The sequence below is a fragment of the Kribbella rubisoli genome, assembly GCF_004217145.1.
Classification (GTDB): Bacteria; Actinomycetota; Actinomycetes; order Propionibacteriales; family Kribbellaceae; genus Kribbella; species Kribbella rubisoli.
Window position 1 is genome coordinate 57,363 of sequence record NZ_SHKR01000014.1, and the last position, 23,652, is coordinate 81,014.

General features: G+C 69.6%; 25 protein-coding genes. 6 read left to right on the forward strand and 19 right to left on the reverse strand.

Translation table 11 applies throughout. The features are described from left to right. Nucleotides 1-12: 12 nt before the first annotated feature. The 4 genes from EV645_RS25875 to EV645_RS25890 all read right to left on the reverse strand — a co-directional run bounded on the left by EV645_RS25875 (nt 13) and on the right by EV645_RS25890 (nt 5,173). Nucleotides 13-1,326 (reverse strand): M16 family metallopeptidase, encoded by a 1,314-nt coding sequence (locus EV645_RS25875; RefSeq protein ID WP_130446617.1) that lies wholly within the window; start codon nt 1,324-1,326, stop codon nt 13-15. Continuing rightward, the gene (locus EV645_RS25880) at nt 1,323-3,548 is read right to left on the reverse strand and encodes a polyribonucleotide nucleotidyltransferase (protein ID WP_130446618.1); all 2,226 of its coding nucleotides are present in this window, start codon (nt 3,546-3,548) and stop codon (nt 1,323-1,325) included. The genes EV645_RS25875 and EV645_RS25880 overlap by 4 nt, the downstream gene beginning before the upstream one ends. 273 nt (nt 3,549-3,821) lie before the next feature. Further along, entirely contained in the window at nt 3,822-4,094 is a 273-nt protein-coding gene (gene rpsO, locus EV645_RS25885) for a 30S ribosomal protein S15 (protein WP_130379758.1), read from the reverse strand. Between the two features lie 116 nt (nt 4,095-4,210). Further along, a complete protein-coding gene (locus EV645_RS25890; RefSeq protein ID WP_130446619.1) occupies nt 4,211-5,173 on the reverse strand; it encodes a bifunctional riboflavin kinase/FAD synthetase in 963 nt (320 codons plus the stop codon). Between the two features lie 130 nt (nt 5,174-5,303). On the opposite strand from EV645_RS25890, the gene EV645_RS25895 reads away from it, so the two are divergent. After that, entirely contained in the window at nt 5,304-6,305 is a 1,002-nt protein-coding gene (locus EV645_RS25895) for an SGNH/GDSL hydrolase family protein (RefSeq protein WP_130446620.1), read from the forward strand. Between the two features lie 40 nt (nt 6,306-6,345). On the opposite strand, the gene EV645_RS25900 is transcribed toward EV645_RS25895, so the two are convergent. The 8 genes from EV645_RS25900 to rimP form a co-directional block, all read right to left on the reverse strand. After that, a complete protein-coding gene (locus EV645_RS25900) occupies nt 6,346-7,242 on the reverse strand; it encodes an NAD-dependent protein deacetylase (protein ID WP_130446621.1) in 897 nt (298 codons plus the stop codon). 17 nt (nt 7,243-7,259) lie between these two features. Further along, entirely contained in the window at nt 7,260-8,117 is an 858-nt protein-coding gene (locus EV645_RS25905; RefSeq protein WP_130446622.1) for an LLM class flavin-dependent oxidoreductase, read from the reverse strand. A 34-nt stretch (nt 8,118-8,151) separates the two neighbouring features. Next, a complete protein-coding gene (gene truB, locus EV645_RS25910; protein ID WP_277877096.1) occupies nt 8,152-9,039 on the reverse strand; it encodes a tRNA pseudouridine(55) synthase TruB in 888 nt (295 codons plus the stop codon). Continuing rightward, nucleotides 9,040-9,480, reverse strand: a complete 441-nt coding sequence (gene rbfA, locus EV645_RS25915; protein ID WP_198681864.1) for a 30S ribosome-binding factor RbfA — start codon at nt 9,478-9,480, stop codon at nt 9,040-9,042. 113 nt (nt 9,481-9,593) lie between these two features. Then, nucleotides 9,594-12,818 (reverse strand): translation initiation factor IF-2, encoded by a 3,225-nt coding sequence (infB, locus tag EV645_RS25920; protein WP_130446624.1) that lies wholly within the window; start codon nt 12,816-12,818, stop codon nt 9,594-9,596. A 135-nt stretch (nt 12,819-12,953) separates the two neighbouring features. After that, on the reverse strand, nt 12,954-13,247 hold the full coding sequence (locus tag EV645_RS25925; RefSeq protein WP_130446625.1) for a YlxR family protein: 294 nt from the start codon (nt 13,245-13,247) through the stop codon (nt 12,954-12,956). Between the two features lie 45 nt (nt 13,248-13,292). Then, nucleotides 13,293-14,285, reverse strand: coding sequence for a transcription termination factor NusA (gene nusA / locus EV645_RS25930; RefSeq protein WP_130446626.1), 993 nt, complete (start codon nt 14,283-14,285; stop codon nt 13,293-13,295). A gap of 1 nt (nt 14,286) precedes the next feature. Beyond that, nucleotides 14,287-14,826: a ribosome maturation factor RimP gene (rimP, locus tag EV645_RS25935; protein ID WP_130446627.1), complete on the reverse strand. Its 540-nt coding sequence runs from the start codon at nt 14,824-14,826 to the stop codon at nt 14,287-14,289. Between the two features lie 153 nt (nt 14,827-14,979). On the opposite strand from rimP, the gene EV645_RS25940 reads away from it, so the two are divergent. After that, entirely contained in the window at nt 14,980-15,534 is a 555-nt protein-coding gene (locus EV645_RS25940) for a cell division protein FtsK (protein WP_130446628.1), read from the forward strand. Beyond that, nucleotides 15,531-15,944, forward strand: coding sequence for a ferritin-like domain-containing protein (locus EV645_RS25945; protein ID WP_130446629.1), 414 nt, complete (start codon nt 15,531-15,533; stop codon nt 15,942-15,944). The genes EV645_RS25940 and EV645_RS25945 overlap by 4 nt, the downstream gene beginning before the upstream one ends. Here the strand turns inward: EV645_RS25945 and EV645_RS25950 are convergent. The 5 genes from EV645_RS25950 to hisD all read right to left on the reverse strand — a co-directional run bounded on the left by EV645_RS25950 (nt 15,941) and on the right by hisD (nt 21,100). Beyond that, nucleotides 15,941-17,332: an alkaline phosphatase PhoX gene (locus EV645_RS25950; RefSeq protein ID WP_130446630.1), complete on the reverse strand. Its 1,392-nt coding sequence runs from the start codon at nt 17,330-17,332 to the stop codon at nt 15,941-15,943. The genes EV645_RS25945 and EV645_RS25950 overlap by 4 nt on opposite strands. 90 nt (nt 17,333-17,422) lie before the next feature. Continuing rightward, nucleotides 17,423-18,064, reverse strand: a complete 642-nt coding sequence (gene hisH / locus EV645_RS25955) for an imidazole glycerol phosphate synthase subunit HisH (protein WP_130446631.1) — start codon at nt 18,062-18,064, stop codon at nt 17,423-17,425. Continuing rightward, complete coding sequence (gene hisB, locus EV645_RS25960; protein ID WP_130446632.1) at nt 18,061-18,660, reverse strand: imidazoleglycerol-phosphate dehydratase HisB; 600 nt, start codon at nt 18,658-18,660, stop codon at nt 18,061-18,063. The genes hisH and hisB overlap by 4 nt, the downstream gene beginning before the upstream one ends. Further along, entirely contained in the window at nt 18,657-19,775 is a 1,119-nt protein-coding gene (locus EV645_RS25965; protein WP_130446633.1) for a histidinol-phosphate transaminase, read from the reverse strand. The genes hisB and EV645_RS25965 overlap by 4 nt, the downstream gene beginning before the upstream one ends. Next, complete coding sequence (gene hisD / locus EV645_RS25970) at nt 19,775-21,100, reverse strand: histidinol dehydrogenase (protein ID WP_130446634.1); 1,326 nt, start codon at nt 21,098-21,100, stop codon at nt 19,775-19,777. The genes EV645_RS25965 and hisD overlap by 1 nt, the downstream gene beginning before the upstream one ends. 101 nt (nt 21,101-21,201) lie before the next feature. Between hisD and EV645_RS25975 the strand changes: the two genes are divergently transcribed. Genes EV645_RS25975 through EV645_RS25985 form a run of 3 tightly spaced genes read left to right on the forward strand, consistent with a single transcriptional unit; the run spans nt 21,202 to nt 22,467 of the window. Next, entirely contained in the window at nt 21,202-21,873 is a 672-nt protein-coding gene (locus EV645_RS25975) for an LON peptidase substrate-binding domain-containing protein (protein ID WP_130446635.1), read from the forward strand. A 55-nt stretch (nt 21,874-21,928) separates the two neighbouring features. Further along, nucleotides 21,929-22,165 (forward strand): ribbon-helix-helix domain-containing protein, encoded by a 237-nt coding sequence (locus EV645_RS25980; protein ID WP_130446636.1) that lies wholly within the window; start codon nt 21,929-21,931, stop codon nt 22,163-22,165. After that, nucleotides 22,165-22,467: a type II toxin-antitoxin system PemK/MazF family toxin gene (locus tag EV645_RS25985; protein WP_130446637.1), complete on the forward strand. Its 303-nt coding sequence runs from the start codon at nt 22,165-22,167 to the stop codon at nt 22,465-22,467. Before EV645_RS25980 ends, EV645_RS25985 begins: the two co-directional genes overlap by 1 nt. Here EV645_RS25985 and EV645_RS25990 read toward each other — a convergent pair. Next, the gene (locus EV645_RS25990; RefSeq protein WP_130446638.1) at nt 22,439-23,425 is read right to left on the reverse strand and encodes an ATP-grasp domain-containing protein; all 987 of its coding nucleotides are present in this window, start codon (nt 23,423-23,425) and stop codon (nt 22,439-22,441) included. The two genes, EV645_RS25985 and EV645_RS25990, sit on opposite strands and share 29 nt — an antisense overlap. Continuing rightward, nucleotides 23,426-23,650, reverse strand: coding sequence for a hypothetical protein (locus EV645_RS25995; RefSeq protein ID WP_130446639.1), 225 nt, complete (start codon nt 23,648-23,650; stop codon nt 23,426-23,428). Between the last annotated feature and the right edge of the window lie 2 nt (nt 23,651-23,652).

Consider the following 23,652-nt stretch of genomic DNA (forward strand, 5'->3'; position numbering starts at 1 on the left):
GCCACCCGGGAGCTACACGGTGAAGGCGGTGGTGTCCTCGTCGAACGGGCCCATCACGGTCAGGGCGGGGGTGCCGGCGTAGAGGTCGGCGGCCAGGGCCGTGACCTCGTCGAGGGTGACCGAGTCGATCCGGTGCAGGATCTCGTCGACCGTGGGCAACTCGCCGTAGACGAGCTCCGCCTTGGCGATACGAGTCATCTTGGCGCCGGTGTCCTCGAGACCCATCACGACCGAGCCACGCATCTGGCCCTTGCCGCGGAGCAGCTCGTCCGGCGTGATGTTGCCGTTAGCAATCGATTGGAGCTCGCCGCGGATCACGTCGAGTACCTCGGGGGCCTTCTTCGGCAGGCAACCGGCGTACACGCCGACCATGCCGGAGTCGGCGTACGCCGAGCCGAACGTGAACACGGAGTACGCCAGGCCGCGCTTCTCCCGCACTTCCTGGAACAGCCGCGACGACATCCCGCCGCCGACGATCCCGTGCAGTACGCCGGCGATGTACCGGCGCTCGTCGCTGCGGACCAGGCCGGGCATGCCGAGCACCAGATGTGCCTGCTCGACGTCGCGGTGGTGCACCTGGACCCCGCCGTACGTCGGGACGCGCTTGCCGGGACCGCGCCGGATCGCAGCCGGCTCGGCCTCGGCCGTGACCCAGTGACGCTCGAACGCCTTGCGCACCAGGCGAACGACCTCGGCGTGGTCGACGTTGCCGGCCACCGAGACCACGATGTTGGACGGCTTGTAGCGGCGCCGGTACCACCCGACGATCTGCTGGCGGGACAGTCCGGCGAGCGATTCCGGCGTACCGGTGATCGAACGGCCGAGCGGGGACTTGCCCCACAGCTGCTCGGCGAACAGGTCGTGGATGTGGTCCGACGTCTCGTCGGCGTGCATCGCGATCTCTTCGTCGATGACGTCGCGCTCGCTCTCCACGTCCGCGCTGGTCAGCGTGGCGGAGGTGATCATGTCGCAGATGACATCGACCGCGAGCGGCAGGTCGGAGTCGAGCACCCGCGCGTAGTAGCAGGTGTATTCCTTGCCGGTGAAGGCGTTCATCTCGCCGCCGACCGCGTCGATCTCGGCGGAGATCTCGAGCGCGTCGCGGCGCTCGGTGCCCTTGAACAGCAGGTGCTCGAGGAAATGCGTGGCGCCGGCCAGCGGTTCCGGTTCGTCCCGGGAGCCGACGCCGACCCAGAGTCCGAACGTCACCGATCGGAAGCCTGGGACGGACTGGGAGAGCACACGAAGCCCGGAGGGCAGGACGGTCCGTTTGACCGGACCGCCCGCCTCCGGGCTCAGCAGTGTGCTGGTGATCGCACGAGTCACTCGGCCGCGGACTCGGCCTTCTTCTCGTCGTCCTTCTTGCCCTCTTCACCCTCGATGACCGGGATCAGCGAGAGCTTGCCGCGGTCGTCGATCTCGGCGATCTCGACCTGCAGCTTCTGGCCGACCGAGAGCACGTCCTCGACAGCCTCGACCCGCTTGCCACCGGCCAGCGGACGCAGCTTGCTGATGTGCAGCAGGCCGTCCTTGCCCGGCAGCAGGCTGATGAACGCACCGAAGTTGGTCGTCTTCACGACCGTGCCCAGGTAGCGCTCGCCCTTCTCCGGCATGGTCGGGTTCGCGATCGCGTTGATCGCGGCCCGGGCCGCCTCGGCCGACGGGCCGTCGGTCGCGCCGATGTACACGGTGCCGTCGTCCTCGATCGAGATGTCGGCGCCGGTGTCCTCGGTGATCTGGTTGATCATCTTGCCCTTCGGGCCGATGACCTCGCCGATCTTGTCGACCGGGACCTTCACCGAGATGACCCGCGGGGCGAACTCGCTCATCTCACCCGGCGCGTCGATGGCCTTGGCCATCACGTCCAGGATCGTCAGGCGGGCGCCCTTGGCCTGGGTCAGCGCACCGGCCAGCACGCTGGCCGGGATGCCGTCCAGCTTGGTGTCCAGCTGCAGGGCGGTGACGAAGTCCTTCGTTCCGGCGACCTTGAAGTCCATGTCGCCGAACGCGTCCTCCGCGCCCAGGATGTCGGTGAGTGCGACGTACTGCGTCTCGCCGTCGACCTCACCGGAGATGAGGCCCATCGCGATACCGGCGACCGGCGCCTTCAGCGGCACACCGGCCGACAGCAGCGACAGCGTCGAGGCGCAGACCGAACCCATCGAGGTGGAGCCGTTCGACCCGAGGGCCTCGGACACCTGACGCAGCGCGTACGGGAAGTCCTCGCGCGACGGCAGCACCGGCACCAGGGCCCGCTCGGCCAGCGCGCCGTGACCGATCTCGCGGCGCTTCGGCGAACCCACCCGGCCGGTCTCACCGGTCGAGTACGGCGGGAAGTTGTAGTTGTGCATGTAGCGCTTGCGCGTCTCCGGGGAGAGCGTGTCCAGCTGCTGCTCCATCCGGAGCATGTTCAGCGTGGTGACACCCATGATCTGGGTCTCGCCGCGCTCGAACAGCGCTGAGCCGTGCACGCGCGGGAGCACCCGCACCTGCGCCTTGAGCGGCCGGATGTCGGTCAGCCCACGGCCGTCGATGCGGACCTTCTCCTTGAGCACGCGCTGCCGGACCAGCTTCTTGGTCAGCGAGCGGAAGGCTGCGGACAGCTCCTTCTCGCGGCCCTCGAAGTCGGCGGCCAGCTTGTCCACGGTCGCGGCCTTGACCGCGTCGGTGGCGTCGTCACGCTCGTGCTTGCCGGCGATGGTCAGCGCCTGGGCGAGCTCCTCGCTCGCGGCGGCCTCGACCGCGGCGAACGCGTCGTCGGCGTAGTCCGGGAAGACCGGGAACTCGCCGGTCGGCTTCGCGGCCCGGGCGGCGAGGTCGGCCTGCGCCTCGACCAGGGTCTTGATGAACGCCTTGGAGGCCTCGAGGCCCTCGGCCACGATCTCCTCGGTCGGCGCCTGGACGCCGGCGGCGACCTTCTCGAAGGTGGTCGGGGTCGACTCGGCCTCGACCATCATGATCGCGACGTCACCGGTGTCGGTCACGCGACCGGCCACCACCATGTCGAAGACCGCGTCCTCGAGCTCGGTGTGGGTCGGGAACGCCACCCACTGGCCCTCGATCAGCGCGACGCGGACGCCGCCGATCGGGCCGGAGAACGGCAGACCGGCCAGCTGCGTCGACATCGAGGCCGCGTTGATCGCGAGCACGTCGTACAGCTTGTCCGGGTTGAGCGCCAGGACCGTGATGACGACCTGGATCTCGTTACGCAGGCCGGAGACGAACGACGGCCGCAGCGGGCGGTCGATCAGCCGGCAGGTCAGGATCGCCTCTTCGGACGGACGACCCTCGCGGCGGAAGAACGAGCCGGGGATCCGGCCCGCGGCGTACATCCGCTCCTCGACGTCCACCGTCAGCGGGAAGAAGTCGAACTGGTCCTTGGGCTTCTTGCTGGCCGTGGTGGCCGACAGCACCATCGTGTCGCCGTCGAGGTAAGCAGCCGCGGAGCCCGCGGCCTGCTGGGCCAGACGGCCCGTCTCGAAGCGGATGGTGCGGGTGCCGAAGCTGCCGTTGTCGATGACGGCCTCAGCGAAATCTGCGCCCTCCATGGGCACACTTGTGGATCCCGACACGGGATACCCCTCTCTCACAGTGTGACGACTGCGAGGCGCGAGCTGCCGGGGTGCCGGTCTTCGATCGAGGCCCGCGGAATCTGTGTTCCGAAAGCCACTACCGAGGACCGGTCGTCCTCCCGCCACGCGCTTCGCGTCGCCTCGTACGTCTTGCGTCTGTATTCAGTTGTGGGCCCGCGACCCCGTGATATCAGGGCGCGGATACGCCAGGAGCGGCCACCCAGGTTTCGGGGGCCGCTCCTCGCGACGTCATCGGCGAAGGCCGAGCCGCTCGATCAAGGACCGGTAGCGGTTGATGTCCTTCTTCGCCAGGTAGTTCAGCAGCCGGCGGCGCTGGCCGACGAGCAGCAGCAGGCCACGACGGCTGTGGTGGTCGTGCTTGTGCTCTTTCAGGTGCTCGGTGAGGTGTGCGATGCGGTGCGTCAGCAGCGCGACCTGGACCTCGGGGGACCCGGTGTCACCCTCGGTCAGGGCGTACTCACCCATGATCTTCTTCTTCGTTGCGGCATCAACAGATGACACAGGTTTCCTCTCGATTTCCGTTGCGCGGCGCACCGGGGCATTCTTCACCCGAGCACTCTCTGTCCGCGGCCGTTCAGACGGCAGCAGCCAGCGTATCAGTCCGTGGACGCGTCACCCTAATCCCCTGCGAGCAGGCCCCGGGCGCCGTCGACGTCGGCCTTCATCTGCACGAGCAGGTCGTCGATGGTCTCGAACCGGATCTGCGTACCGCGCAGCCGGGCGACGAAGTCGATCGCCACTTTCGCGCCGTACAGCTCGAGGTCGTCGCGGTCCAGCACGTACGACTCCACCCGGCGGTCCACGCCGTCGAAGGTCGGATTGCTGCCGACGCTGATCGCCGCGGGCAGCGGCTCGGGGTACGCCGGAGCGCCGGGCGCGGGTGTCAGGACGGTCAGCCAACCGGCGTACACGCCGTCCTGCGGCACCGCGGCGCCCGGGTCGGCGGGGATGTTGGCGGTCGGGTAGCCGAGCTCGCGGCCGCGCTTGTCGCCCTCGATGACCACACCGGTGACCCGGAACGGACGCCCGAGCGCCTCCGCGGCCGCTTCGACGTCACCGTCGGCGAGCTGCTGGCGCACGTACGTCGACGACCACGGCTGCTGCTCCCCCGCCAGGCTCAATCCCTCGACCTGGAAGCCGTACTGCGCGCCCGCCTGGACGAGCGTGTCGACGTGTCCGGCCGCCTTGTGGCCGAAGCGGAAGTTCTCGCCGACCACGACCGCCTTCGCGTGCAGCGCCGTGACCAGCACGCGGTCGATGAACTCCTCCGGCGACCAGCCTGACACCTCCTTGGTGAACGGGAGGATCAGCACCGCGTCGGCGCCGTGCCGGCCGAGCAGCTCGGCGCGCTGCTCGGGTTCGCTGAGCATCAGCGGCGCGTGGTCGGGCCGCAGTACCCGCATCGGGTGCGGGTCGAAGGTGAGCGCGACGACCGGCAGGCCGCCCAGCTCGGCCGCTCGCGCCTTGGCATGCGCGAGCACCTCCTGGTGACCGCGGTGCACACCGTCGAAGTTGCCGATCGTGACGACCGTCGGCCCGAAATCCGGGCTCACCTGGTCCAATCCGTGCCAGACACGCATGGCAGCAGGATTCCATGTTCGCCGCGGCCCCGTCTCACCGGCCCGCGGATCACCCCTTGTAATCACGTGGTGACTCAACTTAAGGTGGCGGCGCACATTGACGGGCACTGGTGAGCCCTGGGGAGGTCTCGTGAAGTTACGTCGTCTGCTGGCCGCCTGCACGGCACTCGTGCTGCTCGGCAGCATTCCGGTTGCCAACGCCTCGGCCGCTCCGCGCTTCACCAACTACGTCGCGCTCGGCGACTCCTACACCTCGGCGCCGTTCGTGCCGCTGCCGGATCTGCTGTCGCTCGGCTGCGTCCGGTCGTACAACAACTATCCGAAGCTGCTCGCGGCCGCGCTGCACGTTCGTCTGACCGACGTCAGCTGCGGCGGCGCCGATACGACCAACATGCTGCAGCCGCAGAGCACCGTGCTCGGCACGGCCGCGCCGCAGTTCGATGCACTCAGGCCCGACACGGACCTGGTGACGGTCGGGATCGGCGGGAACGACTTCGGCGTGTTCGGCAGCATCATCGACACCTGCCCCGGGTTGCGGGCCTCGGATCCGACCGGTGCACCGTGCAAGGCGCACTTCACCGTCGACGGGGTGGACACGCTGCGGGCGAAGATCGCGCAGACCCAGACCCGGATCGCAGTCGTTGTCCAGGGCATCAAAGCCCGGTCGCCGAAGGCAACGATCCTGCTGGTCGGCTACCCGAAGATCGCGCCGGAGCACGGCACCTGCCCGTCGGTGCTGCCGTTCGCGGACGGCGACTACAGCTACCTGTACTCGATCGAGCAGGCGTTGAACGCGGCTGTGTCGCACGCGGCCGCGGCGGGCGGAGCGACGTACGTCGACACGTTCGGACCATCCACCGGGCACGACGCCTGTGCGCCGGACGGGCAGGCGTGGATCCAGGGCAAGGACATCAACCTGCTCCGGGCCTTCAACTACCACCCGCGCTACGAGGGCGAGGCCGGGATGGCTGCGCTCACCTACAAGACGCTGACCGGCGCGCCGGCCACGGTGACCGCTGCGGAGCAGTCCGCGTGGGCTGCCAAGGCGCGGACGCTGGCGAAGCAGGCTGCTGCATCACCCCAGGCCCTCGAGGCCTCCCTGAACCGCGTACGGACCAGCGCGCAACGCTGACCCTTTCCAATCCGTACTGCGGACTCCGGGCCGGGCCACCTCACGCGTGGCTCGGCCCGGTGGTTTCTTCCAGCAGTTCGGTCAGGGCCTGGCCCAGCGGCAGGTTCACCCGCTGGGTCGCGTACGGGTCGCCGCGGGTCAGCCCCTGGTTGATGATCAGCACCGGCGTGCCTGACTTGGCCGCGTGCCGGACGAAGCGGAAGCCGGACATGACCGTCAGGGACGAGCCCAGGACGAGTACGGCGTTGGCGTCGTCGATCAGCTGGTAACAGCGCTCGACGCGGGGCCGCGGCACGTTCTCGCCGAAGAACACGACGTCGGGTTTCAGGATGCCGCCGCACTTCGTGCAGTCGACCAGCCGGAACGTGCCGACCGCCTCGGCCGGGAGCTCCGCGTCGCCGTCAGGGTTGATCCGGGTGACCTCGGCCTCGAAGTCCTGGTTCGCCTCCTTCAGCCGGCGGTCGAGCGCCTCACGCGCGGACGTCGTACCGCAGCTGAGGCAGATGACGCGGTCGAGGTTGCCGTGCAGCTCGATCACGTCGCGGGCTCCCGCCGCCTGGTGGAGGCCGTCGACGTTCTGGGTGATGACGCCGCTGAGGTAGCCGCGGGCCTGGAGCGCTGCGACCGCGCGGTGACCGTCGTTCGGGGTGGCGCGCGCGATGGTGCGCCAGCCGAGGTGGCTGCGCGCCCAGTACCGCTGGCGACCGGACTCGCTCGCCACGAAGTCGCCGTACGTCATCGGGGTGTGGGTCCGCAGGCTGCCGCTCTCGCCGCGGTAGTCCGGGATGCCGGACTCGGTGGAGATGCCGGCGCCGCTCAGTACGACGACTCCGCCGGCGGCCACGGTCTGCGCGAGCGGGCCGATATCCGTCGACCCCGGCTCCAATGCCAGCACTTCAGGCCCAGGGGCCCATGCCAAGGTCGGACGAGAACGCACCACTCCAGCGTACGTGCTCAGTCGATACGGGGCGGTCCGGCTTCGAGGCGGCGTTCGGCGGCTTGGCGGACGACGGTGCGATCCATCGAGGACCAGTCCGCGTCGATCCACCAGGTGGCACCGGCCTCGGCCCACGGACGGACTGTGTCCGCGGCCTTCGGGTCCTCGGCGCGGGTGTTGCCTTCGGCGACGACGTCGTACCCGTCCATGGTCAGGTCGTGGGCGGCGCGTTCCCGACGGATCCAGTCGACGCCCTCGGCGAGATGCGTCGGGGTCAGCTCGCCCGGCTCTCCGCCCGGTGGGACGATGTAGTTCGGCAGCCAGCCGTCCTGCAGCGCGGCCCGACGCATCGACTTCGGCCGCGGCCACGCGCCGACCACCCACGTGGGCACCCGCGGCCGCTGCACCGGAGGCGGTGGCGCCGGTGGCATCAGCTCGGCGATCTTCCTCGCCCGGTAGTGCTTCCCGGAGTACTCGAAGGGTTCGTCGCGCCACAGGTGCGGCAGCATCTCCAAGGACTCGTCCATCAGCTCCGCGCGCACCTTCCGGCCCGGATCGTCCTCGAACAGCCAGAACCGGTCCTCCCCGGTCACTCCCAGGCCGGCCGCGAGGATCACCCGCCCATTGCTCAGGTTGTCAACGGTCGACACCTGTCCCGCGAGGTCCCACGGTTTTCGTCGCGGCACCGGCGTGAGCATCGTGCCCAGCCGGATCCGCTCGGTCGTCATCGCCGCGGCACCGAGCATCACCCAGGCGTCGATCCCCCAGATCGACTCCCACACGAAGAACCCGTCCCACCCGTGCTCCTCGGCGATCACCGCCAGCTCAGCGGCATCGCGTGCGTCGCCGTACGCCATCACGAATCCGTATTTCATGCTTCAGCACGCTACGGGACCGCGCCGACAGTTCTCAGCTGACGAAGACGGCGGTGGGTTTGGCGATCGGTCCGTGCGGTTCGTAGAGCGCCAGGAAGGTGCCCGTGGGGTCGAACATCGCGGTCTGTCCCGGCTCGAGGTTGAGGCCTGGCAGCGGACGTCCGGTCCGGATCGCGGCGGCCTGGGCGTCGTCGGCGTCGTACCGAGGAAAGGTGCCGGCGGCAACATCCGCGATCGGCAGCCAGTCGAAGGAATCGGCCAACGACTCCAGGCTGCGGGCCGCCTTCAGGTCGAACGAGCCGACCCGGGTGCGACGCAGCGCGGTCAGGTGACCGCCGACGCCGAGCTCGGCGCCGAGATCGCGGGCAAGCGCCCGGATGTATGTGCCGCTGGAACAGTCGACCGACACGTCCACGTCGATCGCGTCGGCGCCGACCCGGACGTCGAGGATGTCGTACCGCGAGACCGTGACGGCACGAGCCTTGAGCGCGACCTCCTCGCCCGCCCGGACACGTTCGTACGCGCGCTTGCCGTCGACCTTGATCGCGGACACCTTCGACGGCACCTGCGAGATCTCCCCGCGGAAGCCGTCCACGGCCGCCGAGATCGCTTCAGCGGTCACGCCGTCGACCGGGAAGGTCGACACGATCTCCCCCTCGGCGTCGTCCGTGGTGGTGGTCGCGCCGAGGCGGATCGTCGCGTCGTACGACTTGTCCGCCAACTGGAGATGGCCGAGCAGCCGGGTGGCCCGGTTGAGGCCGACCACGAGCACACCGGTCGCCATCGGGTCCAGCGTGCCGGCGTGACCCACCTTGCGGGTGCCTGCCAGCCGGCGGATCCGGGCGACAACGGTGTGCGACGTCATCCGGCCCGGCTTGTCGACGACGACGATCCCGTCGGATGCCGGGGTGAAGTCAGCCACTCAGTCCTCGTCGTCCTCGTCGTCCTCGGACTTGCGCTTGTACGGATCCGCGTCGCCGGCCGGCTTGGCGCCCACTGCGGACTTGGCCACCTCGGCGTCGGCCTCGCGGGCCTTGGCCAGCAGCTCCTCGATCTGCCCGGCGTTCTCCGGGACGGCGTCCAGGAAGAACGCCACGCTCGGCGTGTGCCGCAGCCCCAGCGCCTTGCCGACCTCGCTGCGGATCAGGCCCTTGGCCGACTCCAGCGCCGCGGCGGTCGACGCGCGCGCCTGCTCGTCGCCGTACACCGTGTAGAAGACGCTGGCCTCGCGCAGGTCGCCGGTCAGCCGGGCATCCGTCACCGTGACGAAACCCAGCCGCGGGTCCTTGACCCGGCGCTCGAGCAGCTCCGCGACGAGCACCTGGATCCGATCGGCCAGCTGCTTCGCCCTTGCTTCACCCATCAGGGCTCACTCCCTCATTCATGAGTACGTCCGGGGAGAACACCGTCTCCCCGGACGTTACTCCGACGGCCCGGACCAGCACGTTTCGGCCGGCCCGGGCCGTCACCGAACTATCAGCTGCGCGGCTTCTCGCGGAGCTCGAACGCCTCGACGACGTCACCGATCTTGATGTCGTTGAAGTTGTTGATGGTCAGACCGCACTCGAAGCCCTCGCGGACCTCGGACGCGTCGTCCTTGAACCTCTTCAGCGACGACAACTCGGTGTTGTCGACGACCACGGCGCCGTCCCGGATCAACCGGACCTTCGCGTTGCGCTTCAGCAGGCCGCTGGTCACCCAGCAACCGGCGATGTTGCCCACCTTCGAGGAGCGGAAGATCTCGCGGATCTCCGCCTGGCCGAGAGTGACCTCCTCGTAGATCGGCTTGAGCATGCCCTTCAGGGCGGCCTCGATGTCGTCGATCGCCGAGTAGATGACCGAGTAGTACCGGACATCCACGCCCTCGCGCTCGGCCAGGTCACCGGCCTTGCCCGCCGGCCGCACGTTGAAGCCGATGATGACGGCGTTCGACGCGATGGCCAGGTTGACGTCGTTCTCGTTGATCGCACCGACACCGCGGTCGATGATCCGAAGATTCACCTCGTCGCCGACCTCGATCCGGACCAGCGCGTCTTCCAGCGCCTCGACCGAACCGGACACGTCGCCCTTGAGGATCAGCAGCAGCTCCTGGGCCTCACCCTTCTCCATCGAGGCCATGAAGTCCTCGAGGGTACGGCGGGCGCGACGCTTGGCGTTGGCGGCCGCACGGGCACGGGCTTCACGCTTCTCGGCGATCTGCCGGGCCCTGCGGTCGTCGTCGACCACCAGGAACTTGTCGCCCGCACCCGGCACGGCGGTCAGACCGAGCACCAGGACCGGACGCGACGGGGTCGCCTCCTCGACGTTGTTGCCGTGCTCGTCGAGCATGGCCCGGACCCGGCCGTACGCCGGACCGACCACCATCGAGTCGCCGACCCGGAGCGTGCCGCGCTGAACCAGCACGGTCGCCACCGGACCACGGCCCTTGTCGAGGTTCGCCTCGATCGCGATGCCCTCGGCGTGCATCTTCGGGTTGGCCCGCAGGTCGAGCGCCGCGTCCGCGGTCAGCACGACACCTTCGAGCAGCCCGTCGATGTTGATCCGGGACTTCGCCGAGACGTCGACGAACATCGTGTCGCCGCCGTACTCCTCGGGCACCAGGCCGTACTCGGTCAGCTGACCGCGCACCTTGGCCGGGTCCGCACTCGGGACGTCGATCTTGTTCACCGCGACCACGATCGGGACGTTCGCCGCCCGGGCGTGGTTCAGCGCCTCGATCGTCTGCGGCATCACGCCGTCGTCGGCCGCGACCACCAGGATGACGATGTCGGTGGCCTGCGCACCACGGGCACGCATGGCGGTGAACGCCTCGTGACCCGGGGTGTCGACGAAGGTGATGGCACGCTCTTCGCCGTCGACCTCGGTCGTCACCTGGTAGGCGCCGATGTGCTGGGTGATACCGCCGGCTTCCTTGGCAACGACGTTCGCCATCCGGATCGCGTCCAGCAGCTTGGTCTTACCGTGGTCGACGTGACCCATGACGGTCACCACCGGCGGCCGCGGCGCCAGGTCGTCCTCGTCGCCTTCGTCGGAACCGAAGTCGATGTCGAACGACTGCAGCAGCTCGCGGTCCTCGTCCTCGGGCGAGACCAGCTGGACGTCGTAGTTCAGCTCGGTGCCGAGCAGTTCCAGCGTCTCCTCGTTGACCGACTGGGTCGCGGTCACCATCTCGCCGAGGTGGAACAGCACCTGGACGAGCGACGCCGGGTCGACTCCGACCTTCTCGGCGAAGTCCGTCAGCGACGCGCCGGCAGGAAGCCTGACAACCTCGCCGTCACCGTGTTTGACGCGGACGCCGCCGACCGCCGGAGCCTGCATGTTGTCGAATTCCTGGCGCTTCGCGCGCTTCGACTTGCGGCCACGACGCGCCGGACCACCCGGACGCCCGAAGGCGCCCTGTGTCCCGCCACGACCCCGGTTGCCCGGACCCGGACGGCCACCGCCGCCACCGGGCGGGCCGCTCGGACCGCCACCGGGACGGAAACCGCCGCCGGCGCCGCCGCCGCCACCGCGCGGACCGGCAGCCGGACCGCCGCCGGGACGACCGCCGCCGCCTCCGCCGCGGCCTCCACCGCCACCGCCGCCACCAGGACCGCTCGGGCGGCCGGTGAACGTGCCGGCAGACGACTTCGGCATCATCGCCGGGTTGGGGCGCGGAGCGCCAGGCACACCACTCGGGCGCGGCCGGTCGTTACCACCGCGGTCGCGGTCGTTGCCGCCACGACCCTGCGGCGGACGCGGGGCCATACCGGCCGGGCTCGGAGCGCCCTGCCGGTCGCCACCGCCACCGCCCTGACCCGGACGCGCGCCACCGCGCTGCATGCCCTGGGTCGAGCTGAACGGGTTGTTGCCCGGACGCGGAGCGCCCGGACGCGGGCCGCCGCCCTGGCCGCCCTGACGAGGTGCACCCGGACGCGGGGCACCACCCGGACGGGGCGCACCCGGACGCGGAGCAGAACCCTGACCACCCGGACGCGGAGCGCCGCCCTGGCCGCCCGGACGCGGGGAGCCCGGCGTCGCCGGACGCGGCCCGGGACGACCCGCGGACTCGCCACCCGTACGACGGGGGGCGGGAGCCGGAGCCTCCGGAGTCGATGCCGCTGCGGCCGGAGCCTCGAACGACGGGGTCGCCGGGGACGCCGGGGACTCGGCCTTCGCCGCCGGAGCGGACTCGACCGGTGCAGCCTCGACCGGAGCAGCCTCGACCGGAGCGGTCTCAGCCGGAGCGCTCTGACGCGGACCCGGCTTCGGGCCCGGACGCGGACCAGGCCTTGCGCCCGGTGCCGGAGCAGCCTTCGCCGGGGCCGACGCCGCGGCCGGCGCGGACTCGACCACCGGAGCAGACTCGGCCCTGGTCACCGGAGCTTCGGCGACGGGGGCAGGAGCCGACTCGGCGACGGGCGCGGGGCGCTCCGCCGGAGCCTTCGGGGTAGCCGGCTGGGCCGGCCTCTGTGCCGGAGCGGCAGGCGCGACCGGTGCGGTCGCCTGCGGCGCGGCAGACGTGCTTGCGGCGGCCTTCTTGGCCGCGCGCTTCTTCGGCGGGTTCTTCTCGAACTCTTCCGCCAACCGTCGTACGACGGGTGCCTCGATCGTCGAGGACGCCGATCGGACGAACTCTCCCATGTCGTTCAGCCTGGTCAGAACGACCTTGCTGGTAACTCCGAGCTCTTTCGCGAGCTCGTAGACCCGGACCTTTGCCACTACTCTCCCTCTGGTCCGAGCCTGGGGCGCGGACCGTTAGTTGACGTACATGCTCATCGCATTGCACTCATCGTTCGACACTCATCGAGTGGTCATGAGTCGATGACCCGCCTTCATGTCGGTCACACGGTCCGGTCAGACCGTGCGTACATCTTGATTATCACGCTGCGCGAGGTAGTCGTGCAGCCCGGTGACGTCGAGCGGCCCCTGGACCCGGAAGGCCCGTGGGAACGCCTTGCGCCGGACAGCCAGCTCGAAGCACTCCGTCGTGGGGTGCAGGTGCGCTCCACGACCAGGTGCCCGACAGCCGGGATCCGGGAGGACAAGTCCTCCGGACACCGTCATCCGCAGCAGATCAGTCGGACTGGACCGCTTCCGGCACCCGATACAGGTGCGCTCCCGAACCTTGCCAGGACGCGCGTCTATCACTAATTCCTCAGGGTGTGGTTGCGACTCAGTCGACCGACCGAGAGATCAGTCTACCTTCTCCGGCTCAGGCGTCACATCGGTATCCGGCCGGATGTCGATCCGCCAGCCGGTGAGCCGGGCGGCGAGGCGGGCGTTCTGCCCCTCTTTGCCGATCGCCAGCGACAGCTGATAGTCGGGTACGACGACGCGGGCCGCACGGGCCGCGGCGTCGATCACCTCTACAGACGTAACCTGCGCCGGGGACAGCGCATTCCCGACGAACGTCGCCGGGTCGTCGCTGTGGTCGATGATGTCGATCTTCTCGCCGTGCAACTCGTGCATGATGTTGCGCACCCGCTGACCCATCGGCCCGATGCAGGCGCCCTTCCCGTTCACCGACGGGTTCAGGGTCCGGACGGCGATCTTGGTCCGGTGACCTGCCTCACGCGCGATCGCGGTGATCTCGACCGTTCCGTCGGCGATCTCCGGGACCTCGAGCGCGAACAGCTTCTTGACCAGGTTCGGGTGGGTCCGGCTGACCGTGATCTGCGGGCCCTTGAAGCCCTTGCGGACGCCGACGACATACACCCGCAGGCGGGAGCCGTGCTCGTACTTCTCCCCCGGCACCTGCTCGGGCGCCGGCAGCACGGCCTCGATCTTGCCGAGGTCGACCATCACCGAGCGCGGGTCGCGGCCCTGCTGGACGACACCGGAGACGATGTCGCCCTCCTTGCCGGAGAACTCGCCGTACCGGACCTCGTCCTCGGCGTCGCGCAGCCGCTGCAGGATGATCTGCTTGGCCGTGGTGGCCGCGATCCGGCCGAAGTCGGCCGGGGTGTCGTCGTACTCGCGGGCCAGCGTGCCGTCCTCGGCGAGCTCGCGCGCGAACACGGTCACGTGCCCGGTCTTGCGGTCCAGCTCGACCCGGGCGTGTTGCTGGGCGCCCTCGGTGCGGTGGTACGCGACCAGCAGCGCCGCCTCGATCGCCTCGACGACGACCTCGAGGGCGATGTCCTTCTCGCGTTCGAGCGACCGCAGTACGGCCATGTCGATGTCCATGTCAGTTCTCCTCCACCGTGCCGTCGGCAGGTGTTTCTCCACCAGAAATAGATGGCTCAGTGTCGTTGCCGGCAGCCCGGTTGAATTCGATCTGGACCTTGGCCTTGGCCACGTCGGCGTACGCGATGGTGCGCGCCTTGCCGTTCACATCCAGTTCGGCCGCCTCCTCGGAGGCGGACTTGATCCGGCCGGTCACCTTGCCGCCGGAGTTCAGCGTGACGGCGACCAGGCGCCTGACGTTGCGGCGCCAGTGCCGGGGCAGGGTCAGCGGACGGTCGACGCCGGGGCTCGAGACCTCCAGCGTGTACGCGCCGTCGCCCATGATGTCGTCGGCGTCGAGCGCCTTGGAGATGGCCCGGGTAACGTCCGCGACGTCGTCGAGGCTGATCCCGCCGTCGCGGTCGACGAGCACGCGCAGCAACCTGCGGCGGCCGGCCGGGGTGACGTCCGCCTCCTCCAGGTCGCAGCCGAACTGCTCGACGATCGGCCGCAGGAAGTTCTCGAGGCTCGTGGTGTCCGTGTGGTCTGGCTTTCGGCTCACAGGTTGACCTGCCTCTCTCTCCAGTTGTGCACCCGTTCCAGCCCCCGGCGGTCGCGCCAAGGGCAGTAGCCCACCATATCCGGCCGGTCCGATGATGCGGGTCACCGGCTCGTCCCAGGCAGGTGTCGGCGCGTCACCGGGTATCGTTCCGGCGTGCTCGAACGCCGCCTGACCCGACGCGCCGCCGTCGTGACCGCCGTCCTCGTCCCCGGCGCCGTCGCGCTGACCGGTTGCAAGGACCACGCTGCCGCCGGGGCCGGTACGCCGGGTGCCGTCAACGGCGGGCCGTCATCCTCGAAGGGCCCGGCCGAGGAGACTCCGACCGTGGACCCGGCGGTCGTCGCGGCGCTCACTCTGGCAGCGACCCAGGTGACTCAATTGTCCCAGCTCTACGCAAACATGAGCCGCAAGTTCCCCGCGCTGCGGGCCCAGCTCGCGGCCGGGGCGAAGTACCACGTGAGTCATCTTGCGAAGCTGAAAGCGACCGAGGGCGTTGCGGCCAAGGCCGCAAAGGCCGTTGTCGTGCCTACCTCCTCCGTTGCCGCGCTGACGACGCTCGCCAAGCAGGAGGCGATCGCTGCGGCCACGAACGCAGCCGCAGCAGCCAAGCTGTCCGGCGCGCCGGCCCGCTTACTTGCCGAGATCGCCGCCGCCCAGACCCAGCTGAGCTCCACGCTGACCCCGCCGAACAAGAAGGACAGGTCGTGAACCAGGTCGAAGCCCTGCAGGCCGCTCTCGCCGGTGAGCATGCGGCGTTGTACGGCGTGGGCGTGGCCGGCGGCAAGCTCAACGGCGCCCGGTTCCAGGAGGCGACCGACACGTTCGCGCGGCACCGCGACAACCGCGATCACCTGAGCGCGTTGCTCGTCGCCGCCGGCGAGACCCCGACCGCGGCCGAACCGGCGTACGACCTGCCCCAAGCGGTCACGAACGCCGCCACGGCCACCGCGCTGGTCCTGTTCATCGAGCGCCGGATCGCCGCGGTGTACGGCGACCTCGTCGAGGCCGCCGAACAACCCGCCGTCCGCGCGTGGGCAATCGAGGCCCTACTTGGTACTGCGACCAGCCAGCTCACCTGGGGCGGCGCGCCCCTGGCCTTTCCTGGCGCGGCGGCCTAACGGCGGCGACGCCAGGGCCCGGTGATCGCATACGTGATCCCGGGCGTGTAGACGTTGAAGAACATCGTCCGGCCGTCGGCGGAGAAGCCGACCCCGGAGAGTTCGCCGTACGACGGCTCCTCGGGCGTGCCGAGGTTGACCCGGTTGCGCGCGAACTTGAACACCTCGCCGTCCTCGGTGGTGCCGAGGATGTGCTGCTCGCCGAGACCGTCCTCGCACATCATCAGACCGCCGTACGGCGACATCGTGATGTTGTCCGGAGCATCGAACTCCGGGTCGTCCGAGCCGGGCTTCGGCCGGGTGAAGATCACCTCGAGGCGGAGCGTCCGTTTGCGCGGGTCGAGCCGCCAGACCTGACCGTCGTGGTCCACCTTCGGCCCGAGCTCGGTCCGCGCGAACGACGAGACGAAGTACACGCACCGGTCCAGGTCGCCCCACCAGCAGCCCTCGAGCTTGTAGCCGCCGGTGATCGGCTTGGCGAAGTCCTGCGCGCGGACCGACTCGGTCGTCGCCAGCGGATCCGGGACCTTGACCCACTGCACGTCGTGGAACTCGGCGCCGGCCTCCTGGACCACGGACAGGTCCGGCAGACCGGGGATGTGCATCGCCTGCAGCTCACCACCGGCACGGAGCGTCCCCCAGCCGCCGCCTGGCCGATCGGGCAGGAATCGGTAGAAGCCGCCGAGTGGCGCGACGAAGGCGTCCTCGGTCTCGTACACGATGCCGGTGCGCGGATCGATCGCGACCGCCTCGTGCTGGAACCGGCCCATCGCGGTCAGGGCGACCGGGCCGACGTTGCGGCGATCGTCGTACGGATCGACCTCGAAGATGAAACCGTGGTCCTTCGTATAGCCGCTCTCACCGGCCTTGAGTTCGGTCTCCTCGCAGGTCAGCCAGGTGCGCCAGGGCGTGTGCCCGCCGGAGCAGTTGATCGCCGTACCGCCGAGGCTGACGAACTCCTTCGTCGACGCGTTGTGCCGGTCCACCACCAGGGTGCTCGTGCCGCCGGCGGCGGCCGGGTCGTAGGTCCGCTCGGCCGGAGCGACCACCTTGATCGCCGAGGTCGGACTGCACTCGTGATTGCGGACCAGCCGGGATCCGCCGTCGCGGTCGGGGAAGACCCCCATTCCGTCAAAGCGGCTCGGCGTCTGCAGCCCGTCCGGCCGCACCGTGCCTTCGCGGGACAGGATCCGGTAGCTGAATCCGCGCGGCAGGTCGAGCATGCCGTCCGGGTCCTCGACCAGCGGGCCGTAGCCGATCTTCGGGCCGGACGTGCCGAGCGCGGGCTGCGCGGAGTAGAGCGCGTCGACCGAGCCGGCCACGCTGACCGCTACACCGGCGGCTGCAGCTCGGCCGACGAACTGACGTCTGGACAGGGAGTTGGACATGGGCGGCCTCCTAGCTCGATGACAAGCAGTGGTGACCAGTGAACGTACGGTAAACAACAACCGAACGGCAAGTGAACGAGTGTCACTCGTTCACAGCGAGCGGACCCAGTTCTCCAGGAGGGTGGCACCGGCGTCGCCGGATTTTTCCGGGTGGAACTGGGTGGCGGTCAGCGGGCCGTTCTCGACGGCGGCGACGAAGCGGTCTCCGCCGTACGTCGTCCACGTGACCAGCGGGGACACCGACTCGCGGGTGTCGACGAGCTCCCAGCGACGGACGCCGTACGAATGGACGAAGTAGAAACGGTCCTTCTCGATGCCGTCGAACAGGGTGCTGCCGGACGGCACGTCGACCGTGTTCCAGCCCATGTGCGGGACCGGCTGCGCCTCCTCGGGCTGCAGGCGCTCGACGGTGCCGGGCCATTGGCCGCAGCCGTCGGTCTCGACACCGTGCTCGATACCGCGGCCGAACAGGATCTGCATGCCGACGCAGATGCCGAGCACGGGCCGGCTACCGGTCAGCCGGCGGTCGACCACGACATCTCCGCGGACCGCGGTCAGACCGGTCATGCAGGCCTCGAACGCGCCGACGCCCGGAACCAGCAGGCCGTCGGCGTTGCAGGCCAGATCGAAGTCCGAGGTCACCGTCACGTCGGCGCCGACGCGTTGCAGCGCCCGCTCCCCCGACCGGATGTTCCCCGAGCCGTAGTCGAGCAGGACGACCTTCTTGCTCACAGAGCACCCTTGGTGGACGGGATGCCCGGCTGCCGCGGGTCGAGCTCGGCGGCGGCGCGCAGCGCACGAGCGAACGCCTTGAACTGCGCCTCGACGATGTGGTGCGGGTCGCGACCGGACAGCACCCGGATGTGGATGCAGATCGCGGCGTTGAACGCGAGCGTCTCGAACACGTGCTGGGTCAGCGAACCGGCGTAGTCGCCGCCGATGATCGCGTAGACCTGACCTTCAGGCTCGCCGGTGTGGACGCAGTACGGCCGGCCGGACAGGTCGACGGTGCAGTGCACGAGCGCCTCGTCCAGCGGGACGGTCGCATCGCCGAAGCGCCGGATGCCGCGCTTGTCGCCGAGCGCCTCCTTCAGGGCTTGGCCGATGCCGATCGCGGTGTCCTCGACGGTGTGGTGCGCGTCGATCTCCAGATCGCCGACCGTGTTCACGTGCAGGTCGAGCAGGGCGTGCTTGGCCAGCGCGTTGAGCATGTGGTCGTAGAACCCAACACCTGTTGAGATATCGGCGCGACCGGTGCCGTCCAGGTCGAGCTCGACCAGGACCTTGGACTCGCTCGTCTCCCGATCGATCCGGGCTGTGCGCGTCATGTCAGCCTTCCAATGTCTGTCTTGAGGATGCGCTCGAGTGAAGCGCGGAACGCGGCCATCTCCTCGCCGGTGCCGATCGAGACCCGCAGCCAGCCGTCCGGTCCGGTCTCGCGGATCAGTACGCCGTCGTCGAGCAACGTCTGCCAGACCGCGTGCCGGTCGGCGAACGTGCCGAACAGCACGAAGTTTGCGTCGGAGTCGACCGCGCGCAGGCCCTGCGCCCGCAGCCAGTCGACGGTCTCGTCGCGCTCGACCCGGAGCTGCTCGACCCGGCCGAGCAGCTCGTCGGAGTGCCGCAACGCGGCCCGCGCGACCGCCTGCGTCACCGCGGACAGGTGGTACGGCAGCCGGACGATCCGCAGCGCGTCGACGAACTGCTTGCTCGCGGCAAGGTATCCGACCCGCCCGCCGGCCATGGCGAACGCCTTCGACATCGTCCGCGCGACGGCGAGATTCGGGTACGACGGCAGCAGCGACACCGCGCTCGGCGTCCCGGCGCGGCGGAACTCGGCGTACGCCTCGTCGACCAAGAGCACCGAACCCAGCGCGGCCGTCCGGGCTGCGATCGCCTCGACCACCTCGATCGGCAGCGCCGTCCCGGTCGGGTTGTTGGGTGAGGCAAGCAGCACGACCGACGGGTGGTGCCGGGAGATCGCGGCCAGCGCCTTGCTCGGGTCGAGGGTGAAGTCCTCGGCCCGGCGGCCGGCCACCCAGGCTGTGTTCGTGTCCCGGGCGTACTCCGGATACATCGAGTACGTCGGGGCGAACGACAGCGCCGTACGACCCGGGCCGCCGAAGGCCTGGAGGATGTGCAGCATGACCTCGTTGGACCCGTTCGCCGCCCAGATCTGCTCGGGGGCGAGCTGCGCGCCGGACTCACGGGCCAGGTACGCCGCGAGGTCCGCGCGCAGGTCCATGAACTCGCGGTCCGGGTAGCGGTTCATCCCACGGGCGGCGACCGCCACCGCCGCGGCGATGTCTGCGACCGTCTCCTCGCTCGCCGGGTACGGGTTCTCGTTGACGTTGAGCAGGACGGGTACGTCGAGCTGCGGGGCGCCGTACGGCTCGAAGCTCTTCAGCTCGTCGCGGATCGGCAGCCCGTCGAAACGGCCCATCAGTGCTCTCCGGGGAATCGGGCGGAAACGGCGGCGCCGTGGGCCGGAAGGTCCTCGGCGTGAGCGAGCGCGAGCACGTGGCCGGCGACCTCGTGCAGCGCGTCGCGGGAGTAGTTGACGACGTGAACCGCCTTCAGGAAGCTGCGCACGGACAGGCCGGACGAGTGGCAGGCACAACCGGCCGTCGGAAGGACGTGGTTGGAGCCCGCGCAGTAGTCGCCGAGTGACACCGGCGACCAGCCGCCGACGAAGATCGCGCCGGCGTTGGTGATCAGCCCGGCCCGCTCCTCCGCGTCGACGGTCTGGATCTCGAGGTGCTCAGCGGCGTACGCATCGACGACCGCGGTGCCCTGGTCGAGGTCGTCGACCAGTACGACGGCCGACTGCTGACCGGTCAGGGCCTCGGTGACGCGCTCGCTGTGCTTGGTCTGCGCGACCTGGGTCGGCAGCTCGGCCTCGACTGCTGCGGCGAGAGCCTCGCTCGGTGTGACGAGGACGCTCGCGGCCATCGGGTCGTGCTCGGCCTGGCTGATCAGGTCGGCAGCCACGTGCTTCGGGTCTGCACTGTCATCGGCCAGGATCGCGATCTCGGTCGGACCGGCCTCGGAGTCGATGCCGACCTCACCGAGCAGGAACCGCTTGGCGGCGACGACGTAGATGTTGCCCGGTCCGGTGATCAGGTTGACCTTGCGGCAACCGTCGAAGCCGTAGGCGAAGCCGGCGATCGCCTGCGCGCCGCCCATCGCGTACACCTCGTCGATCCCGAGCAGCGCGCAGACCGCGAGCACCGTCGGGTGCGGCAGGCCACCGAAATCCTTCTGCGGCGGGGATGCAACAGCCAGGGACGGTACGCCGGCGACCTGGGCCGGGACCACGTTCATGACCACTGAAGAGGCCAGCGGCGCACGGCCGCCCGGGACGTAGAGGCCCACCCGCTGGACCGGGACGAACCGCTGGGTCACCCGCCCGCCGGGCGCGGGCTCGGAGGCGATGTCGGTGGTGAGCTCGTCCTGGCTGACCTCGCGGACGCGGCGGATCGACTCCTCGAAGGCGCTGCGCACCACCGGGTCGAGCTCCTCGAGCGCGGTCTTCAGCGCATGGGCCGGGACCCGGATGTCCTCGACGCGCACATGGTCGAACTTCTCGCCGGACTCCCTGATCGCCTCGAGGCCGCGATGGCGGACGTCCAGGCAGATGGGTCGGACGACGTCGAGAGCCTTCTCGACGTCGAACACGGCTCGGGGGACGAGGGCATTCACTTCGGCTTGGAGGTCGGTAACCTCTCCGGCCGCCACTCGGCCCCGCAGGTCGACGCGGCGAATCATGGGTTCAGTCTAGTGGTGACGGCCCGTGGGTCACGCGCCGTATCCACAAGCCGGGCCGTCACCGCGCGTCATGCCCAAGTGGATGCCCTAGGCTCCGTTGTATGGACTCCCGCCTGCCGTTGCTCACTGTCGACACGGTGATCTTTCCCGGGCTGGTGCTCCCGATTCCGGTGACCGACGTCCAGGGCCGCGCGGTGGTTCGCGACCTGGTCGAGAACGGCGGCGAACTGGTGTGCGGGGCACTCGCCGTCCGGGACGGGTACGAGCTGGGTGAGCGGGTGTTCCGGTCGCTGTACGGGACCGGATGCGCGGCGACGATCTCCGAGATCACGCTCGACGCGGACGACGACGGCCCGGTCGAGGTGACGCTGACCGGCAACCGGCGCTTCAAGGTCGCGGAGCTCGACGGCACCGGCGACTACCTGGTCGCGGACGTCGAGTGGCTGGACGACGACCTCGGCGACGACCCGCTGGGTACGGCGATGGTCGCGGTCAAGCGGTTCCGGAAGTACGCCGAGGCAGTCAGCGAGATCAGCCGCCCAGGCCTCCACCTGGGTGACCTGCCCGACGACCCCAGCACCCTGTCCTACCTGATGTCCGCGGCCATGAAGCTCATGACCCCCGACCGCCAGAAGCTCCTCGAGGCCGCCGACGTCACCACTCGCCTGGCCCAGCTGGTCGGCCTGATCGACAACGAGCTGGCCGCGATCACCGCGCTCCCCTCGCTTCCCGCGTTCGACCTGATCAGCTGGTCCACGCTCTCCCCCAACTGACATGGAGCGGCAGACCACCCTACCGAAATGAATCCCAGAGCGGTATGGTCTTGGTATGAGCAAACAGATCACGGTCAGGCTGCCCGACGACCTGGTCGACTTCATGGACGAGCTCGTCGCCACCGACAAGGCGACGAGCCGGGCGTCCGTGGTCGCCCGGGCGATGGAGCGTGAACGCCGCCGCGAGCTGGCCGCCCGCGACCTGGCGATCTTGAGCGAGCACGGCGGGTACGACGACCTGGACGGCCTCGCCACCGCGGCCTCGGGCACCGTCCTCAGCGATCTCGACTGATGCGCGCCCTGCACATCGCCCGGCTCGACAAACCGCGGCCGGTGGTGGTGCTGACCCGCGAGCTGATCCGCCCGCGGCTCACCAACGTCACCGTCGCGCCGATCACCAGCACGATCCGCGGCCTGTCCACCGAAGTACTGGTCGGCCCGGACAACGGCCTCGATCATCCGAGCGCGATCTCCTGCGACAACATCCAGACCATCCCCAAGGCGCAGCTCGGGCGTCTGATCGGCCATCTGCACCCAGACCAGGAGCCGCTCCTGGCCGAGGCGATCAACCTGGCGTTCGATCTGGAGCTCTGACGGCTCCGCTCAGGGCCTCGTCGTACAGGAAGTCGGCGAAGCCGGCGGTGAGATCCAGACCGGTCAGGCCTTGCACGAACAGGAACTGCCCCTGCGGGTTCAGCTCGAGCCAGACCGGCCGGCCGTCGGGATCGAGTTTGAGGTCGACCACACCCATGCGCAGGTCCAGCAGTTCCAGCACCCGAGCCAGCGCCTGCTGGATCAGCGGATCCAGCGTCACCGCCTCGATCGGTACGTCGAGATTCCGCCGCCAGTCGAGATCCGGCGAATCGATGGTCACGGCGTACGGCGTCGTACCGCAGCACAACACCCGCAGGTGCCGCGTCCCGGGCACGTACTCCTGGAAGATCGTCGGGCAGAGCCGCAGCGCATCGTCGTCGGCCAGATGCTCGGGCGTCACCGGGAGCGTGTAGAGCTGGCTGCTCGGCGTACCGCGGACCGCCTTCAGAATGACCTGTCCGTCGAGCACCGAGCAGAAGCGCCGGATCTCGGCCGGATCCTGGCTGACCAGCGTTCGCGGTACGACGAACCCCGCGTCCGCGGCCGCACGCAACTGGATCAGCTTGTTCTCGGCCCGCCGGGTCGCGTCCGGGTGACTCACCCAGCGTCCGTCGAACTCGTTGCGCAAGGCCCCCATCAAGGTGCTCGCACAGCTCGCGTCGACGACCTCCCGATGGGCGGGCTCGGTCAGCTCCCGGCCGGCACGCTGCGGATGGTTCCAGCGCCGGAACCAGATCGCGTCGCAGCCGGCCAGATCGAGCCGGCCGCCGTCGCGCGTCGGCACCGACGTACCGAATCCCGGTTCCGTCGACCAGCTCAGTCCGCCGGGCCGATCCGCCATCGCGTCCACCTCGACGACCTCGCACTGCGCGCCGCGGTTGCGGCGGAGGTATGCCTGGATGACCAGGGCATGCAGATCATCGGTGAACGTCAGTACCGCGATCGACGGCCGGGTCATCTATTCGGCCAGGTAGTCGCAGTCGTCCATGCAGTCGTTCGGCAGCGTCGCGGACAGGCACTCCGACCCGCCGCCGTTGCGCGCGAACTCCACCGGGAGCCCGACGTCGTCGCGGACGCGCTGCTCCCACTCGTGCAGCTTGTCCGTCGGCACCAGATCGAACCGCGACGGCTGGTACATGAAGACCACCGGCTGCTTGCTGTTACCCGCGTTCGGTTCCGTCATCG